17 protein-coding genes and 1 pseudogene are annotated in these 15,638 nt (G+C 47.6%); 10 read left to right on the top strand and 8 right to left on the bottom strand.

What is annotated here, in order from left to right:
- Nucleotides 1-126: 126 nt before the first annotated feature.
- From LA360_RS26235 to LA360_RS26250, 4 genes and pseudogenes are all read left to right on the top strand, one after another.
- Nucleotides 127-1,677 (top strand): IS1634 family transposase, encoded by a 1,551-nt coding sequence (locus tag LA360_RS26235; protein WP_112482399.1) that lies wholly within the window; start codon nucleotides 127-129, stop codon nucleotides 1,675-1,677.
- 400 nt (nucleotides 1,678-2,077) lie between these two features.
- Entirely contained in the window at nucleotides 2,078-3,328 is a 1,251-nt protein-coding gene (locus LA360_RS26240; RefSeq protein WP_225537803.1) for an IS701 family transposase, read from the top strand.
- A gap of 336 nt (nucleotides 3,329-3,664) precedes the next feature.
- Nucleotides 3,665-4,506 (top strand): annotated as a pseudogene (locus tag LA360_RS26245) (ATP-binding protein).
- A gap of 36 nt (nucleotides 4,507-4,542) precedes the next feature.
- The gene (locus tag LA360_RS26250) at nucleotides 4,543-4,731 is read left to right on the top strand and encodes a transposon-encoded TnpW family protein (protein WP_112482403.1); all 189 of its coding nucleotides are present in this window, start codon (nucleotides 4,543-4,545) and stop codon (nucleotides 4,729-4,731) included.
- A gap of 86 nt (nucleotides 4,732-4,817) precedes the next feature.
- On the opposite strand, the gene LA360_RS26255 is transcribed toward LA360_RS26250, so the two are convergent.
- A complete protein-coding gene (locus LA360_RS26255) occupies nucleotides 4,818-5,228 on the bottom strand; it encodes a hypothetical protein (RefSeq protein WP_146774956.1) in 411 nt (136 codons plus the stop codon).
- 294 nt (nucleotides 5,229-5,522) lie between these two features.
- On the opposite strand from LA360_RS26255, the gene LA360_RS31650 reads away from it, so the two are divergent.
- Nucleotides 5,523-5,768 carry a VanZ family protein gene (locus LA360_RS31650; protein ID WP_225537712.1) on the top strand — a complete coding sequence of 82 codons (246 nt, stop codon included), beginning with the start codon at nucleotides 5,523-5,525 and terminating at the stop codon, nucleotides 5,766-5,768.
- 242 nt (nucleotides 5,769-6,010) lie between these two features.
- Here LA360_RS31650 and LA360_RS26265 read toward each other — a convergent pair whose 3' ends face one another.
- The 4 genes from LA360_RS26265 to LA360_RS26280 are packed head-to-tail and all read right to left on the bottom strand — an operon-like array spanning nucleotide 6,011 to nucleotide 7,885.
- Entirely contained in the window at nucleotides 6,011-6,346 is a 336-nt protein-coding gene (locus tag LA360_RS26265) for a tyrosine-protein kinase family protein (protein WP_225537713.1), read from the bottom strand.
- Between the two features lie 47 nt (nucleotides 6,347-6,393).
- Entirely contained in the window at nucleotides 6,394-6,798 is a 405-nt protein-coding gene (locus tag LA360_RS26270; RefSeq protein ID WP_225537714.1) for a Wzz/FepE/Etk N-terminal domain-containing protein, read from the bottom strand.
- A gap of 9 nt (nucleotides 6,799-6,807) precedes the next feature.
- Nucleotides 6,808-7,020 carry a hypothetical protein gene (locus LA360_RS26275; RefSeq protein ID WP_138262568.1) on the bottom strand — a complete coding sequence of 71 codons (213 nt, stop codon included), beginning with the start codon at nucleotides 7,018-7,020 and terminating at the stop codon, nucleotides 6,808-6,810.
- Nucleotides 7,013-7,885 (bottom strand): AraC family transcriptional regulator, encoded by an 873-nt coding sequence (locus LA360_RS26280; protein WP_112482405.1) that lies wholly within the window; start codon nucleotides 7,883-7,885, stop codon nucleotides 7,013-7,015. Before LA360_RS26280 ends, LA360_RS26275 begins: the two co-directional genes overlap by 8 nt.
- A 304-nt stretch (nucleotides 7,886-8,189) precedes the next feature.
- Here LA360_RS26280 and LA360_RS26285 point away from each other — a divergent pair, with 304 nt between their 5' ends.
- Genes LA360_RS26285 through LA360_RS26305 form a run of 5 tightly spaced genes read left to right on the top strand, consistent with a single transcriptional unit; the run spans nucleotide 8,190 to nucleotide 13,109 of the window.
- Nucleotides 8,190-9,185 (top strand): TRAP transporter substrate-binding protein, encoded by a 996-nt coding sequence (locus LA360_RS26285; protein WP_112482407.1) that lies wholly within the window; start codon nucleotides 8,190-8,192, stop codon nucleotides 9,183-9,185.
- A gap of 11 nt (nucleotides 9,186-9,196) precedes the next feature.
- Nucleotides 9,197-9,763 carry a TRAP transporter small permease gene (locus LA360_RS26290; RefSeq protein ID WP_112482409.1) on the top strand — a complete coding sequence of 189 codons (567 nt, stop codon included), beginning with the start codon at nucleotides 9,197-9,199 and terminating at the stop codon, nucleotides 9,761-9,763.
- Nucleotides 9,760-11,067, top strand: a complete 1,308-nt coding sequence (locus LA360_RS26295; protein ID WP_166433709.1) for a TRAP transporter large permease — start codon at nucleotides 9,760-9,762, stop codon at nucleotides 11,065-11,067. Before LA360_RS26290 ends, LA360_RS26295 begins: the two co-directional genes overlap by 4 nt.
- Before the next feature lie 24 nt (nucleotides 11,068-11,091).
- The gene (locus LA360_RS26300; RefSeq protein WP_065548186.1) at nucleotides 11,092-12,462 is read left to right on the top strand and encodes a glycoside hydrolase family 28 protein; all 1,371 of its coding nucleotides are present in this window, start codon (nucleotides 11,092-11,094) and stop codon (nucleotides 12,460-12,462) included.
- Entirely contained in the window at nucleotides 12,459-13,109 is a 651-nt protein-coding gene (locus LA360_RS26305) for a YczE/YyaS/YitT family protein (RefSeq protein WP_112482411.1), read from the top strand. Before LA360_RS26300 ends, LA360_RS26305 begins: the two co-directional genes overlap by 4 nt.
- Nucleotides 13,110-13,127: 18 nt before the next feature.
- Here LA360_RS26305 and LA360_RS26310 read toward each other — a convergent pair whose 3' ends face one another.
- From LA360_RS26310 to LA360_RS26320, 3 genes are all read right to left on the bottom strand, one after another.
- On the bottom strand, nucleotides 13,128-13,277 hold the full coding sequence (locus LA360_RS26310; protein WP_002569792.1) for a hypothetical protein: 150 nt from the start codon (nucleotides 13,275-13,277) through the stop codon (nucleotides 13,128-13,130).
- A 264-nt stretch (nucleotides 13,278-13,541) separates the two neighbouring features.
- The gene (locus LA360_RS26315; RefSeq protein WP_112482413.1) at nucleotides 13,542-14,774 is read right to left on the bottom strand and encodes a class I SAM-dependent rRNA methyltransferase; all 1,233 of its coding nucleotides are present in this window, start codon (nucleotides 14,772-14,774) and stop codon (nucleotides 13,542-13,544) included.
- 136 nt (nucleotides 14,775-14,910) lie between these two features.
- Nucleotides 14,911-15,501 (bottom strand): TetR/AcrR family transcriptional regulator, encoded by a 591-nt coding sequence (locus tag LA360_RS26320; RefSeq protein WP_002588381.1) that lies wholly within the window; start codon nucleotides 15,499-15,501, stop codon nucleotides 14,911-14,913.
- Nucleotides 15,502-15,638 lie beyond the last annotated feature (137 nt).

Below are 15,638 nucleotides of genomic sequence, written 5' to 3' on the forward strand. Positions count from 1 at the left end.
CCAGCTCCCTGATGTTGTGAATCCATTGAAAATACTAGGTTTTTAAGCATTCTCTCTTTACAAATATGTGTATAAATTATATAATATAAGAAGAAATATTATACACATATTTGAAGGAGCCGCGCCATGTCGTCATTGGTTTATGTCAAAAATCCAAATGGTAAAATCTATGTATATAGCAACGTTTCTGTTTATGATAAGGAAACCAAAAAGGTCAAACATATTCGCAAGAGCATCGGGCATCTGGATCCGGCAACAGGCGAAGTGGTTCCCAACCGCAGGAAAGGCGATATTGCCCGCAAAAAGGCTGAAACGAAAGAACCTGCTGGCCGCTGTGTTGTTGAAAACACCGGCATACAGTCCCTTTTGGATAAAGCTGTTTCAGACATAGGACTGACAGTACCGCTCACCGCAGGTTTTCCAGACGACTGGAAACGCATATTGACGTGCGCGTATTACCTTGTCAGCGAAGGCGGGGCATTATGTCATATTGAACAGTGGCAGCGGATGTATCCGCCACCATGCCGTTCTCTGCTTGCAAGCCGGCGGGTGAGTGAACTCCTTGTAAGGATCACGCCTGCGCTGCAGCAGAACTTTTTCAGCAGGTGGATTGATGTAAACCGCCAGAAAGATGTCTATGCAATGGACATCACCAGTGTATCCTCCTACAGCGAATTGATTGACTTTGTCCGTTGGGGATACAACCGTGATGGGGAAAAACTGCCCCAGATCAACCTCCTTATGCTCACCGGCGTCACTTCCCATATGCCGCTGTATTACAGGATTATTCCCGGCAGCATAAAGGATGTGAACACCCTGGAGGACAGCATAGCGAATATATCCGTTTTGGACAGTCCGGCCTGTCATTTTGTCATGGATAAAGGCTTTTATAGTGAACCGAACCTTGACGCAATGTATGCCAGTCATAAGAAGTTCCTGGTCGGAGTGCCTTTTACGGTCGGTTTCGCTTGCAAGGCAGTAGAACGCTACAGGGATAGCATCCGTTCACATCACAATTACTGTGCAGTTTTTGGGGACGAACTGTATGCGGTCACGGAATCTTCCACGTGGAAAGGGCAACGATTCTATATCCACGTCTACCATGATAGTTTTAAGGCGGCGACAGACGAACGGAATTTTGACCATATCCTGCACTGCTGTTATGAAGAACTTATGGCTGGCAGACACGTAAAGGAGCATGCCTCGTATTACGATAAGTTTTTTCAGGTTCACAAAACACCTGTAAGGGGCATCAGGGTGGATTACAACGAGGAAGCCATCAGCAGGCATAAAAGGAACCATATCGGCTGGTTCGTGCTTGTAAGCAATCACATCAAGGATAAGACGAAAGCTCTTGAGGTGTATCGCGACAAGGATGCTGTTGAAAAATGTTTCTATGACCTCAAAAATGATCTTGACATGAAGCGTTTACGTATCCATTCGGCGGCAGCCATGGAAGGCAGGATTTTCATACAGTTTATAGCACTCCTGATCACAACCCGGTTAAAGCAGGTGATGAATGCGGCTGGATGGTTTAAAAATCATGACCTTCAAAAAGTAATAAGCGAAATGAAAACTGTCCGCAGTGTTAGTATAAATGGAACACGAAAAAAATACACCACTGAGCTTACCCCATTTCAAAAAGACATTTATGAGCTATATGGGTTGACCCCCTAAATATGTGTATAATTTGGACGGGATTTTAGGGTCTGATTTAATGATCAATTTAATGTCCCTATGGCATTTTCTAGACAATTGTATATACTTTTCGTAATCACCAGATCGATTCATTTTTACCTTGTTCCCGGAAACTAACAAACTATGAGCCATTAACCGTCCCATCTCAGGATATTGTCTCACCAATTCAGGATGCTTGTTCATGATTAAAATGCATGTCTCATATAATTTTTCTGGGTTTCCGCTTATCGAGTCATCTCCAATTGAATACTCAACTAGCCCTTCGTCTAGACAATAAAGTGAGTATTCCTTAGTACTACAGCGAACTCCCTGAGTGGCGTGTTTCCCCTTTCTTTGGTATAATAAAGAAAAAGGGGCTGATACTATGATGAATCCTGCGATGTTCGATCCGATTGCATTAGATGCTTGGTATTCCGATGAAAATAATGATTCCTTACTCCAAACGGAACTGGAACACTATCTTCAAAATTATTTTTCCTGTTTTTCCCAGCAGCCACAACGAAGGTTGTTCCAAACTTTTATACAAGGGCTTTTGAGCCCGTTGGAACGCAAATCGATTGAGCCAATTGCCCTTCACTTTTCCGGTGAAAAGTATGTCAGACCCTTGCAGCAGTTCTTTACCCGTTCCCCTTTTGATGAGCAGCCCCTTCTGGATACCTACCAGGAGCTCCTGTCCAGGCAGATTGGGGCAGGCTGCGGCATGTTGTCCGTGGATGACACAAGCTTTGTAAAAAAAGGGAAGCATTCCGCCGGGGTAAAACGGCAGTACTGTGGCTGCCTGGGGAAAACGGAAAGCTGCCAGTCCGGGGTGTTCCTTGCCTACGCCGGGGACAAAGGATATGGGCTTGTGGATTATGAACTGTACATCCCAAAGGAATGGTTCAGCGGGGATTATTCCAAGCTGCGTGAGGAATGCCATATCCCGGAAGAAAAGACATTTGCCACCAAAAACCAGATAGCCCAGCGCATGCTCAACCAGGTAATTAAGAGCGGCCGGTTCCAGGTCCAGTGGGTGGGGTGTGATGCAGCCTATGGAAATGACCACGGTTTCCTGGACGGATTGAAGCTGCCGGAAGGTGTATGGTATTTTGCGGCAACCAATGCAAAAGAGCAGGTATTCCTGGAGTATCCGCAGCAGTCCTTCCCCGAAACGAAAAGGGGCCGTCCCCGTAAGCACCCGGTACTATCTAATGGCCCGACATCCGTGCGTGATATTGCAGAGGATCCATCCCTGCCATGGGAAACGGTGGTGCTGGCAGAAGGGACAAAAGGCCCAATCATTGCAGAACGGAAATTCCTGCGTTGTTTTTCCTGCCGTGCAGACGGAAGCCGGAATTATGTGAAGCCAGGGGATGAAATATGGCTTTATCTGAGGAAATATGCAGGTGATGAAATAAAATATTTCGTCAGTAACGCCCCCGCGGACCTCCCGGTAGGGGAACTGGACAGGGCAGCAACGTTAAGGTGGCCGATTGAACAATGCTTTGAGGAATGCAAGAGCAATCTGGGGATGGGGGATTATGAGTGCCGCAGCTACCAAGGCTGGAACCGCCATATGCTGTTTGTAATGATAACCCATCTGTTTGCCACCCAGATACGGGAAATCTTTAAAAAAAAGCAATCCCGTTGACAATGCAGATGGTAATCAAACTCATGCATGGGATAATTGTATATACAGTAACTGATATGAAAAAAATAGTAAGTTACCATATACGCAGGAACCATAATGCCTATCTATCACACAGAAAAACCAAACTTTTAAAAAGTTCGCTGTAGTACTACTACATGGCCGATATTCAACTGCTGATCGGTCAGTCCTCTACCGAGGGGGGAACGGAAAAAGAAAGAGCGTATGCGTTTACAGCGCCAGAAACTTCTCCCATCCGGCGATGGGCCAGCGAGGATGCGAAAAAACGGCCACGCCCACACGCGAGCGGGATTACAGCGTAAAGGAGGACGAAACCGTATGATTGAGATTACCGCAGAAATCCGGGCGCTGATTGATAAGGCCGCCGCCGGCGCGGAGCTGGCCGGGAATGAATACATAGACCCGGCAGACGGCCTTATCCACTGTAAGAAGTGCAAGGGCCAGCGCCAGACCATTGTGCCAAATTTCGGGAAACCCGGCTATTTCATGCCACGCTGTATCTGCCAGTGCCAGAGGGAGGCCGAGGAACGGCAGCGCCGCATGGAGCGTATCAAGCGGCGGAAGGCGCAGGGCCTACAAGACCGCTATTTGTGTGACTACACATTTGCCAATGATAACGGACAAAACCCGCTGATGGATAAGGCCCGCGCCTATGTGGAGAACTGGAAGGAGGCATACGGGAACAACACCGGCCCGCTGCTGTTCGGGGATGTGGGAACCGGCAAGTCTTTTTTCGCCGGATGTATTGCCAATGCCCTGCTTGACCGAGATGTGCCGGTGCTGATGACGAACTTTCCCACTATCCTGAACCGACTGACGGGGATGTTCTCCGAGGACAGGGCCGCTTTTATCGCCAGTCTGGACGAATATGACCTGCTTATCATTGACGATTTAGGCGTGGAGCGCAGCACCGACTACGCGATGGAGCAGATGTTTTTCGTCATTGACAGCCGCTACCACAGCCGCAGGCCCATGATAATCACCACCAACCTGAAACTGTCCGAGTTGAAAAAACCGCCCGCTCTGGCCCATGCCCGTATCTATGACCGCATATTGGAACGGTGCGCCCCATCCTCTTTGCCGGGAAGAACTTCCGGGAGGAAAACGCCGATGCCGCCAAAGCTGCGGCCAAAGACCTTGTGAACCGTAAGAATGATTGAGCGGGCGGCCCCGCCCCGCCCGGAGAAAGGAGCGCCATGAGCGAAGACACCCGTGCCATGCAGACCGCAGCCACCACATCGGCCAGAGCGCCGGAGGACGCCCCCACGCTGGTGAAGAAAATCGGCAAGACCACTTATAAGGTGCGTGTCCATTTCAGCAAGGCCAGCACCGAAACCATGAGTGATAAAATCAAGCGTATGCTGAAAAACGAAATTAAAAAATAAAACATTATAAACAATCGCATATCAAGAGACAGGGAAAGAAAAACAATTTGCGTTTTCCTGCCCCTGTCTCTTGAAAGGTTTTTCAGCTATTTGTATGTAATCGTAAAAAAGTCTTTTTGCACCTTTTCGTTATTAATCCAAAACTGTATTTTATACTTTCCTTCTTTTAGTTGAGATAAGGATTCTTCACGCACATAAAAATCTTGACCGTAGGGAAGCGGTATACCAGACGCGTCCCCGGAGCGGGAGCGAGTTTGCGTTTGGAATGACCGCTCCCGGTTGACGTAAGGAGCTAAAAAAGCATGGGCAAATCTGATATGAAAAAAATTGCCGACGATTACTTGACAGTTACAAGTCCAAAATTTCACCGATATAAAGAATACACTTCTGTAATAATGTGATAAAATATATTTATATAAAGGCAAAGGAACATATCTTCCAAAATTCCCCAGACCATGCCTAAAAGGAGCCGACCACTTGAATTCGCCATTTTCCAAAACCATTCAATACATCTTGCAGGATATACTTAAAGAAATACAATACCTTCCCTTAGCTTTTTTATTGGGTATTCTGTTATATCTGATAACCATCATATGTTTACGCCGTCACAAAAAGCCTATATGCATCACCCTATTCACTAGTATAACTCGATTTTAATAAGTTTACATTATTATCCTGAAAACCAAGGGAAACGTGCGCCCAAAGCACGGACACGTAAGCCAAGAAATCAGATTACTACCAATGCTTAAATTGTAAACTTATTTAAATCGAGTTATACTAGCTACTTTATAATGCTTTTTATCATAACCATATTTGAGCGTGAACCAGGGTCGCGTACGGGAATAAGTCTTAAATTCTTTGAGGCATTAGGAGGACCCAGAGCAAATGCATATGTGATTGAGAATGTACTTCTTTTTATCCCTTTTGGAATCTTTATTCCACTAAAATGGAAACAGTTGAGGAATCCGTTTGTATGCTCCTTTCTGGGATTCTGTCTGAGCTGTATCATTGAAATGATACAGTTGATTACAGAATGAGGTCATTTCCAGATTGATGATATTGTAACTAATACGTTAGGAACGCTAATAGGGGCTCTTATTTTTCGTATGTATTCATTTATAATGTTAAAATGCAGACAGTTTTATGCCTGAATATGTGCGTTTGTTGTGGCAGGCTGGGCTGCTGCAAGCGGGTGGGTATTGATAGGATATTTTCCGCTCCTTTGCCTACGGGGAAATAAAATCTCCGAGGTTCAGGCCAGGGGCTGACCGTCAGGGATTTAAGACTTTCTCGCTTGAATATTGCGTTTTAAGGTATTTCCAATCAACGGTATTTTGCCATTTACAATACCGCCAGTTAACGGGATTCCGGATTTCTTCAGGAATGCCAGAGATTCCTCCACGGCGCTGCGTAATACCCAACCAGGACGAACAACTAAAACAACACTGTCCATTAGCCCGCGCATCAGCTGCACATCAGACAGAGTACCTATTGGAGGCGTATCAATCAGAATATAGTTATATGTATCTTTCATGGATTGAATGGCTGGAAAAATCTGATTATCAACCTGAAAGATATTTTTTTTGAGAGAACCCCTGTATGGTGTAAATACCATTATACATCTGTTCCACTTGCTGTCTTAGATTTTCACCTATGCGGGGCTCATTGCGTTTTTCTCCATCTAAATGCAGTGTCATCTTCAGCTGTTACAGAAATGTCCTGTTTTATTTCCTCCAGAGGAATACTGCTGTATTCATCCGTATCCAATACCAACTCCAGAACACGATTGCTTGTTGCTAAAAGCTGCACTGTTTTTACAAGATTTTTCGCTGTTTGGATATCTTCATTTCTGGGAATATCCGACCCATTTTGATAAAGGTCATTAATATTTCTGGCATTTACTATCATCGAAGCTCTTGCTTCGTAAGAGGGGCTGCTGTCCCAGGACAGAATAGCGCCGGCTATACCTCCCAGCATAATAAGGAATAATACAATCCAGCGAAGCTCCCAGATGGAATGCAGCAGGTCCGGGATGCAGATCTCTATTTCATCATTGGTTTCTGACATTGACATACCTCACATTTTGTTTTTATATATCGGCCGACTGCTCCCCTCCCTTATTATTTTACCAGAATATACAAAAACATCAAGTGCACTGTGGCGTATAGCTGCTATTGCTTCTGCCCGGGCAGCATTGATACCTTTTGCCTGGTACACAGGATGAACACTTGTATCTGTACGCGTTTCCGGCGGTAAATATACGAACAACAGGGCCCCCACTTCACCCAATCATCCCCTCATGAATCCTCCTAAACGCCGCCGGCGACACCTCATACTCCTTCTTAAACGCCCTGAAAAAGCTGGAGTAGTCATTAAACCCGCAGGCGAAACAAGCCTTATTGGCAGGCATGCCCTCCAGAATCAGATTCTTGCCAGTCAAAAGCCGCTGCTGAATCACATATTGGTAGTAAGAGATTCCCATTTTATCCTTAAACATATGGGACAGGTTGTATTTATCCATGATGAAGGCATCTGAAATGGTGTCCATGGACAAATCCTCCGTGAGATGGTTCTGTATATAGTGCAGGATATCTGTCAGCGGGTTATCTTTTACCCCGCTTTGGGCCGTGCCGGAATCTTCCATGAGGGCCAGGTTATATTCTACCAGCAGGTGCAGGATGAATGCCTTGACCTGTGCATGTCTCAGAGGCTTCTGTTCTCCAAGGGCCTCTTCTAATGAGGTGAAGATGGTGCGGAAGTTGCCCCAGGCAGTGGTGTGGCGTCTGAGAAGATAGTTTTTCATCCCCTTTGCGATAAGAAAGTAGTTCAGGTCCTCATCGATGGAAGCCAGCTGCCGCAGGGCCGGCAGCGATATCCACAGGACGTACCGCTCGTATGGTACGCGGAAATCTGCAAAGATGGGATTATGCATGATATTGGGCGGTATGATTAGCAGGTCATCGTTTTGCAGATGGTAAATCTCATCTCCTATAATGTAATCCACGTGGCCGCTTATAAAGTACAGCAGTTCATAAAATTCATGATAATGGGGTTCTACCGCGGGATAGGTGACGTCCCGGTGGTGGTCCAGCTCAAAATCACTGCTGCGCATATAATGCTTCAGCATTTTTTCGCGGTTGGATGATGTAACCATAAGTCTCCTGCCTCTCAATTCAATATCTTATCTCAACTATTCTTCGGCGCATTGCATAAAATGCATCTGGCTAATTTAGCACATCCGCACAAAGCCTTTCGATTTTCAATTTCAATCTTCCAAGATTTGCAATGTTTTTACCAAATAACTCAATTTTCTTTGAAAGAGTTTGCAATTATAATAGAACTATAACATGGGAAGTGAAAAATGTAAACACTTCATACGGTACCGTACCAGAGTGCGTCCCAGACGCGCACCAGAGCAGGCTCTATGTTAATTCCAGTAAATAACAGGAGACAGGAACATGAAAAAGAGGAGAGGAATTCTATACTGCCTTTTGGCGGCATCCATGCTGGTCTCGTTGACCGGCTGCAGTAAAGGGGGCAGCGGAACCCATCTGCTGGTGGCCCATTCCCACAACGAAAACCACCCCGTCCATGTGGGGCTGACTTATATGAAGGATGAGATGGAAAAGAATACGGGGTATACATTTTCCATATATCCCAACGGCCAGCTGGGCGGCAACAGTGATATGATTCAGATGGTGAAAGCCGGCGTACTGGATGTTGCCAAGGTCAGCGCCAGCTCATTGGAACAGTTTAACCCGGCCTATTCCATATTTTCACTGCCTTATGTATTTCAGTCCACGGAACACTATTTTAAGGTGATGGAGGAGAGCCGGGCAGTACAGGAAATTTTCAAATCCACATATGACCAGGGATTTTTTGCCGTTGGATGGTATGATTCAGGAGCCCGTTCCGTCTATACAACCAAGGAGGGGCCGGTGGAGAGTCCGGCGGATCTGAAGGGACTTAAAATCAGAACCCAGGACAGCCCTACTTCCATTGAAATGATACGCAATATGGGAGGGGCGGCCACGCCCATGTCATCCGGAGAAGTTTATACCTCCCTCCAGCAGGGGATTATCGATGGCGCTGAGAATAATGAGACAGTGCTGGTGGACGACGGGCATGGGGAGGTGGCAAAGTCCTATACCTACACCCAGCATCAGTACACGCCGGATATCGTCATCATTTCCACTAAGACCTGGGAATCTATGTCAGAGCAGGACCAGGAGGCGCTGCTCAGGGCCATGGATGAGAGTTTCTGGAAACATGAGGAGAAATGGCAGGAAATTGTGGAGCGCAATATCCAGGGGGCAAAGGAACTCGGGGTCCAATTTTATGAAATCCATAAGACGCCGTTTATCCAGGCGGTAAAGTCCCAGCATGATGCATTCTGCGCTGAGAGTGGGGACAATGCCAGATATCTGGCGGATTTTCTGAGCTATGCTGAATAGGGGGTAAGGAAATGAGAAATGTAGTTGACAGTATCATCCGGGTTCTGTGCACAGCCATCATGGGCATCATGGCAGCGGCTGTATGCTGGCAGGTCATCACCCGGTATATTTTAAATAATCCAAGTACAGTGACAGAGGAGGCTCTCCGCTATCTTCTGGTGTGGACCACCATGGTGGGAGCAGCCTATGCCTACGGAAAGAGGAAGCACCTTTCCATTAATATACTTTTGAAAAAAGTCAGTCCGTCCATGCAGAAAATCGTGGATATAGGCGTGCAGTGCCTCGTCATTGTCTTCTGCATCGTGGTAATGGTAATGGGAGGTCTCAGACTTTGCGCCACTGCCGCGGATCAGTCTTCCGCGGCTCTGGGGATTCCCATGCCTTATATCTACAGCTGCCTGCTGGTGGGTGCGGTACTCTTTATCTTCTATGCCCTTATTTTTATCGGGGAGGATGTGAAGGAACTGAGGGATAACCGGGGGCAATTCACAGCAGAACATCCTATTGCGGAACAAAAAAACTCATCACACCTGGCGGATACCCCAAAAAATGAGAATGGGAGGAACGATATATCATGACAATGTCTGTGGTACAAGTTGGTTTAATTTTAATCGGGACATTTTTTCTGCTGCTGGCCCTCAGTGTTCCCGTATCCATAAGTCTTATTGTTTCGTCTGTCCTGACAACGGCCTGTGTCATGGACCTGGATTTGGCTACTTTTGTGGCGAGCCAGAAAATGATTACGGGCGTGGACAGTTTTTCTTTAATTGCCGTTCCTTTCTTTATTTTATGCGGCGTCCTTATGAACTCAGGCGGTATTGCCCAAAAGCTGATTAATTTTGCCAAGCTGTTCGTGGGCTTTATTCCAGGCGGCCTTGCCCACACCAATATCCTGGGCAGCACACTGTTCGGATCCATATCAGGCTCCTCTGTGGCAGCCTCCATTGCAGTGGGAGGCGTAATGATTCCCCTGGAGGAAAAGGAGGGATATGACCGCAAGTTCGCGGCGGCGGCCAATATTGCTTCTGCTCCTACCGGACTCATTATCCCACCCTCAGGAATCCTTATTATCTACGCGGTGCTTTCGGGCTGTTCCGTGGTGGGAATGATTATGAGCGGATATATTCCCGGATTTATGTGGTGTATTGCCTGTATGATGGTGGCCTTTGTTATTGCAAAGAAGAATAAGTATCCGACTACCAAGGCTGTTCCGGCCAGGGTATTCATACATACGTTTATTGATGCGGTGCCCAGCCTTCTGCTGATTGTAATTATAGTAGGCGGCGTATGTTCCGGTATATTTACGGCCACGGAATCTGCCGCGGTGGCAGTGGCCTACACCCTGTTCCTGTCCATCGTGTGCTACCGCACCATTAAGATAAAGGACCTGCCGGCCATTTTGTGCGATGCATGTGAGACGACTGCTGTTATCATGTTCCTTATTGCAGCTTCCTCCATCATGTCCTTTGTCATGTCCTTTACAGGACTGCCGGCAGCCATCGGCAAAGCCATGCTAAGCATTTCATCCAATCCGTACGTGGTGCTTCTGATGATTAATATTATCTTCCTGGTTGTGGGCACCTTTATGGATATTACTCCGGCCGTGCTGATTTTCGCGCCTATTTTCCTGCCGGTGGTAAAGAGTTTTGGCATGCATCCCATTCATTTTGGTATCATGATGATCATGAACCTGGGTATCGGCAATATTACCCCGCCGGTGGGTTCTGCCCTCTTTTCCGGCTGTTCCGTGGCTGGCATTGACATGGAGGATATGATAAAGCCTATTTTACCATTTTATGGGGCTATCTTTGCCGCACTGATGCTGGTGGCCTATGTGCCCTGGTTCTCCATGGTGATTCCGACCCTGGTCGGCGCTGTGTAGGACAGAGGAAAGGAGTGTTTGACTATGACTTTTAATGTGCTTGATTTTGGCGCAAAGGCGGACCGCGTCACAGATGACGCGCCTGCTATCCAGGCAGCGATTGACGCCTGCAGTAAGGCCGGAGGCGGAAGGGTGGTTCTGGAGGGCGGAAAGCATTTTTATTCCGGCTCCATTATCTTAAAGGAAAACGTGGATCTGCACCTGGAACGGGGGGCAGTATTACAGGCCCATAAGGATCTGGAGCATTACTTCCATCCCAACGCCGGACAAAGAGACGACGGCGTGGAACGGGTGGGAACTCCGGTGACCCTGAAACCTACCTATGTGTTTATTTACGCAAAGGATGCGGACAACATAGCCATTTCCGGAGAAGGAGCCATCGACGGAAATGCCTATGCTTTTGTGCGGCAGGTGAGCCCATATTATGTGACGGGCGACTTTTATCCGCGCCCTACTCTGGTCTATGTGGAGCATTGCAATCACATCTCATTTAAGGATGTAATTATGAGAAATGCCCCCTTCTGGACCCTGCATCCGGCTGGCTGTGACGATGTGCTCATATCGGGCCTTCGGATTTTAAATGATTTGAATGTGGCTAATTCTGACGGCATTGACCCGGACCATTCTACCAATGTGCGCATCATTGGCTGCCACGTCACATGCGCGGATGACTGTATATGTCTGAAGAGCTCTTCCGGAAATATGGAATACGGGCCTCTTAAAAATGTAATTATCTCAGGCTGTACCCTCACGTCCACCTCCGCTGCATTGAAAATCGGCACAGAGGGAGCAGGGGATTTCGAGAATGTGGTTGTGGATAACTGCATCATCAGTGACAGCAACCGCGGTATATCCATCCAGATCCGGGACGGGGGAAATGTGAGGAATGTTTCATTTTCAAATATTATCATAGAGACAAGGCGGTTTGCGGAATGCTGGTGGGGATGCGCGGAACCAATTACCATATCCACCCATGACAGGGATGAACACACCAAATCCGGACACATATCCAATGTGCGGTTTTCCAACATAACCTGCGACTCTGAAAACGGCGTATTCCTGTCAGGAAGCCGGGGAAACCATATTGAGGATATTCTTTTTGAGAATGTGCGTGTGGTTGTCAGAGCCAAGAGCAAATGGCCAAAAGGAATGTACGATTTGCGTCCGGGATACGGACAGAGGATCGAGGAGATCAAGACCTCCGGATTTTATATGCGCAGAGCCGACCATGTTATCCTGCGGAACTGCCAGGTGAAATTCGAGGGGGAGGAGAAAAATGATTTCAGCCATGCTTTGTATGCGGAAGAATGCCGGGATATGACGCTTAAGAATTTCAGGGGACAGGCGGCCCGCAGCAGTCTGGAGAATGTTGTGATAAGGCAGGACGAATCATGAATCTGAGAAAGTGGAAATTCATGACACCCGGAGAATGGGCCTGCAATCTGGCGCTTTATGCCATCGGCGTGGGAATCATGCCCATGGGCGTGGTGTTGACCATCAACGCCCACCTGGGCGCCGGCGGCTACGACGCCCTGAACTTTGCCCTGGCAGAACGGCTCCATATCAATACATCCCTTGCCATTTATGCCACCGCCTTTCTGGTGGTGCTTCTGGCTGCTTTTATCAGAAAGGGATATCCGAGACTGGAGACATTTATTTCGTCCTTTTTTCTGGGAATATTTACGGATATGTGGAAGACAATTCTGGCGCCTGTACAGGGTACAGGGCTGGCAGCTTCCCTGCTCATTATGGCGGCAGGCGCGGCGGCGGTTGCATTTGCAGTGGCCTGCTATATCATCAGCGTATTCCCCACCAATCCCACCGATGACCTGGTGGTGGCTCTCCATGAAAGGGGGATGAGGCTGGGAACCGCCAAGGTGTCCCTGGATGCGGTGTGCGTGGTTCTGGCGTTTTTTTTAGGCGGGGAGATTGGCATTGGAACCATCGTGTGCACCTTTGGACTGGGTCCGGTAATCGACATGTTCCACGAGAGAATCCGCGGGAAAGTATGCGGCTGGCTGGGAAAAGGGAAAGTGGTTTGAAGATAGAAGGGATTCTGTTCACCTGTTTTTTGATTCCCTGTATTTGCGCAGAAATTCCAGCTGCGCTTCATCGTCGGCCTCCCTGTCATAGGGCGTTGAGCCTGCCACAAAACAGCAGACCAGGATGGATAGAACAGTCAGTATCAGAAATATAATGAGTATAATCATGTCCGCTCCTTTCTGTGAAATGCACAGCTATAAGTGTGCAGCCATAAATTTGCCGTTATAAACCTACAGCCATAAACCTACAGCCGTAAATCTTCAGCCGCATACATACAGTGACGCATCCTTTTATCATATCATCTCACTTATAGCTTATCCGTTTATCCTGCCGTTTGTTCATGGAAAATAAAAGAAAAAAATCCCCGAGATACCGACAATGGCGTACATTGCATCTCATACCGGTATTCAGGGCTTTTTTTATTTTTAGACCTATTTCTCGTCACACACCTGGAAAATATAAAATTTCAAATAATAAGACTCATCCGCTGCCCACAAAATGGGATGGTCCGCCGCCTGGGTCCTGTACTCCACCTGTCTGAGCCGTTTGTGTACATTGCCGGCGGCTTCACGTATGGTTTTGGTAAACAGTTCCGGGTCCATGAAATGGGAGCAGGAGCAGGTGGCCAGATAGCCCCCGTCCTTTACCAGCTTCATGCCTCTCAGGTTGATTTCGCGGTAGCCCTTGACCGCGTTTTTAATGGAATTTCTGGACTTCGTAAACGCCGGCGGGTCCAGGATGACCACATCGTATTTACGGCCTTCCTGCTCCAGCCTGGGAAGAAGGTCGAAAACATCGGCACACTCAAACTGTACCTGTTCCGTCAGGCCGTTGAGGGCAGCGTTTTCCCTGGCCTGGTTTACCGCCAGCTCCGAGGCATCCACGCCCAGCACATGTGCGGACCCTGCCAGACCGGCGTTGAGGGCAAAGGAACCGGTGTGGGTAAAGCAGTCCAGCACCTGTTCCGGTTTGATGCGGCGGCAGAGATTCTGAACAGCCAGCCTGTTGTACTTCTGGTCCAGGAAGAAGCCTGTTTTCTGACCGTCCTCCACATCCACCATATAACGGACCCCATTTTCCAGGATTTCCACCTTGGTGTCAAAGGCATCTCCTATGAATCCCTTATGGCGCTCCATTCCCTCCTGCAGACGGACCTTGGCATCGCTGCGCTCATATACGCCCCGGATGGCAATTCCGTCCTCCGCCATGACCTTTCTGAGCTTGTCCACAATGACCGGCTTCAGACGGTCGATTCCCAGAGCCAGGGATTCCACCACCAGCACATCTGAAAATTTGTCTATGACAATACCGGGCAGAAAGTCGGCTTCCCCGAATATGACGCGGCAGCTGGAGGTGTCTGTCACCGCTTTCCTGTAATCCCAGGCATTGCGTACCCGCATTTCCAGAAAATCGCTGTCAATGACCGTATCCTTCCTGCGGGACATCATGCGGACCGTCAGCCTGGACCGGGTATTGATGTAGCCGGTACCAAGGGGATATCCGTCAAAGTCCTCCACGGTCACCATGTCGCCGTTTTCAAAGGCTCCATTGATACTCTCTATCTCATTATCGTAAATCCATGCGCCTCCGGCCTTTAGGGAACGTCCCTGTCCTTTTCGGATGCGGACAATTGCCTTTGGGCTGTATTCATTTCGTGTTTCCATCGTATTCTCCTGTTTTCTGTTGTGGTTTATTTCCCATCATATCATAACATGGAGAAAAATTCATCCGGTTTATGGATATACATGACACTACGCATACATGACATTAATATAGGAAATGGAAACCGTTCAGACGATATTATACGTAGGGGTCGATTTCCAGGACACCGATTCCCTTGGTGATGATGTGTTCTGTCAGCTTTGCCATTTGTTCCGGCGTTTCCTTGAGGCCTGTCTGGAGCCAGTACTGTACCAGGCCGATGCATCCTGACACAATGAAGGAAAAGAAAGCGTCAAAAGCAGCCGCATTGCCGGATCGGAACACCTCCATCCAGTCCTTCAGGCATTTCTCACGTATGAGCTGCTTCAGACGGTTCACAAAACTCAAATCCCCGTTTTCACCCAGAAGAATCTCAATCAGGTCCGCGTTATCATATACTAAGTAATATATTTCATTGAATATGACAGAAGGGCGCTGTTTCAGATCCACAGCGTCATGCTTACGGACCAATTGGTTGAAATCTTCCTGGAGCTCTGCTTCTGTCTTTTCCAGAAGATCAAACACATCCTTATAGTGGAGATAAAAGGTGCCCCGGTTTAAGTCCGCCATGTCGGTCAGCTCCCGGACCGTGATATCCTGGACCTTTTTCTCCTTGAGCAATGTTATAAGACATTCACGAAGCTGTCTGCGGGTTTTACGTACCCGGCGGTCCACAGGTTCAATGCCCATCATCTGTTCCTCCTTTTGGTTATATAGGTTTGCGTGTATTTACAAATATTTAACAATTGCATTCTGCACAAAAATGGAAAAAGTGTTGATTAACCGTCAAAACTAAGAAAATTAATCATTGTATTTTTGCCATAATT

Source organism: Enterocloster clostridioformis, from assembly GCF_020297485.1.
GTDB lineage: Bacteria > Bacillota > Clostridia > Lachnospirales > Lachnospiraceae > Enterocloster > Enterocloster clostridioformis.

Excerpts from the sequence above, each read along its gene's own strand:
- LA360_RS26235 (WP_112482399.1), top strand. The coding sequence starts at position 127 with ATGTCGTCATTGGTTTATGTCAAAAATCCAAATGGTAAAATCTATGTA.
- LA360_RS26240 (WP_225537803.1), top strand. The coding sequence starts at position 2,078 with ATGTTCGATCCGATTGCATTAGATGCTTGGTATTCCGATGAAAATAAT.
- LA360_RS26250 (WP_112482403.1), top strand. The coding sequence starts at position 4,543 with ATGAGCGAAGACACCCGTGCCATGCAGACCGCAGCCACCACATCGGCC.
- LA360_RS31650 (WP_225537712.1), top strand. The coding sequence starts at position 5,523 with ATGCTTTTTATCATAACCATATTTGAGCGTGAACCAGGGTCGCGTACG.
- LA360_RS26265 (WP_225537713.1), bottom strand. The coding sequence starts at position 6,346 with ATGGTATTTACACCATACAGGGGTTCTCTCAAAAAAAATATCTTTCAG.
- LA360_RS26270 (WP_225537714.1), bottom strand. The coding sequence starts at position 6,798 with ATGTCAGAAACCAATGATGAAATAGAGATCTGCATCCCGGACCTGCTG.
- LA360_RS26280 (WP_112482405.1), bottom strand. The coding sequence starts at position 7,885 with ATGGTTACATCATCCAACCGCGAAAAAATGCTGAAGCATTATATGCGC.
- LA360_RS26285 (WP_112482407.1), top strand. The coding sequence starts at position 8,190 with ATGAAAAAGAGGAGAGGAATTCTATACTGCCTTTTGGCGGCATCCATG.
- LA360_RS26290 (WP_112482409.1), top strand. The coding sequence starts at position 9,197 with ATGAGAAATGTAGTTGACAGTATCATCCGGGTTCTGTGCACAGCCATC.
- LA360_RS26295 (WP_166433709.1), top strand. The coding sequence starts at position 9,760 with ATGACAATGTCTGTGGTACAAGTTGGTTTAATTTTAATCGGGACATTT.
- LA360_RS26300 (WP_065548186.1), top strand. The coding sequence starts at position 11,092 with ATGACTTTTAATGTGCTTGATTTTGGCGCAAAGGCGGACCGCGTCACA.
- LA360_RS26305 (WP_112482411.1), top strand. The coding sequence starts at position 12,459 with ATGAATCTGAGAAAGTGGAAATTCATGACACCCGGAGAATGGGCCTGC.
- LA360_RS26310 (WP_002569792.1), bottom strand. The coding sequence starts at position 13,277 with ATGATTATACTCATTATATTTCTGATACTGACTGTTCTATCCATCCTG.
- LA360_RS26315 (WP_112482413.1), bottom strand. The coding sequence starts at position 14,774 with ATGGAAACACGAAATGAATACAGCCCAAAGGCAATTGTCCGCATCCGA.
- LA360_RS26320 (WP_002588381.1), bottom strand. The coding sequence starts at position 15,501 with ATGGGCATTGAACCTGTGGACCGCCGGGTACGTAAAACCCGCAGACAG.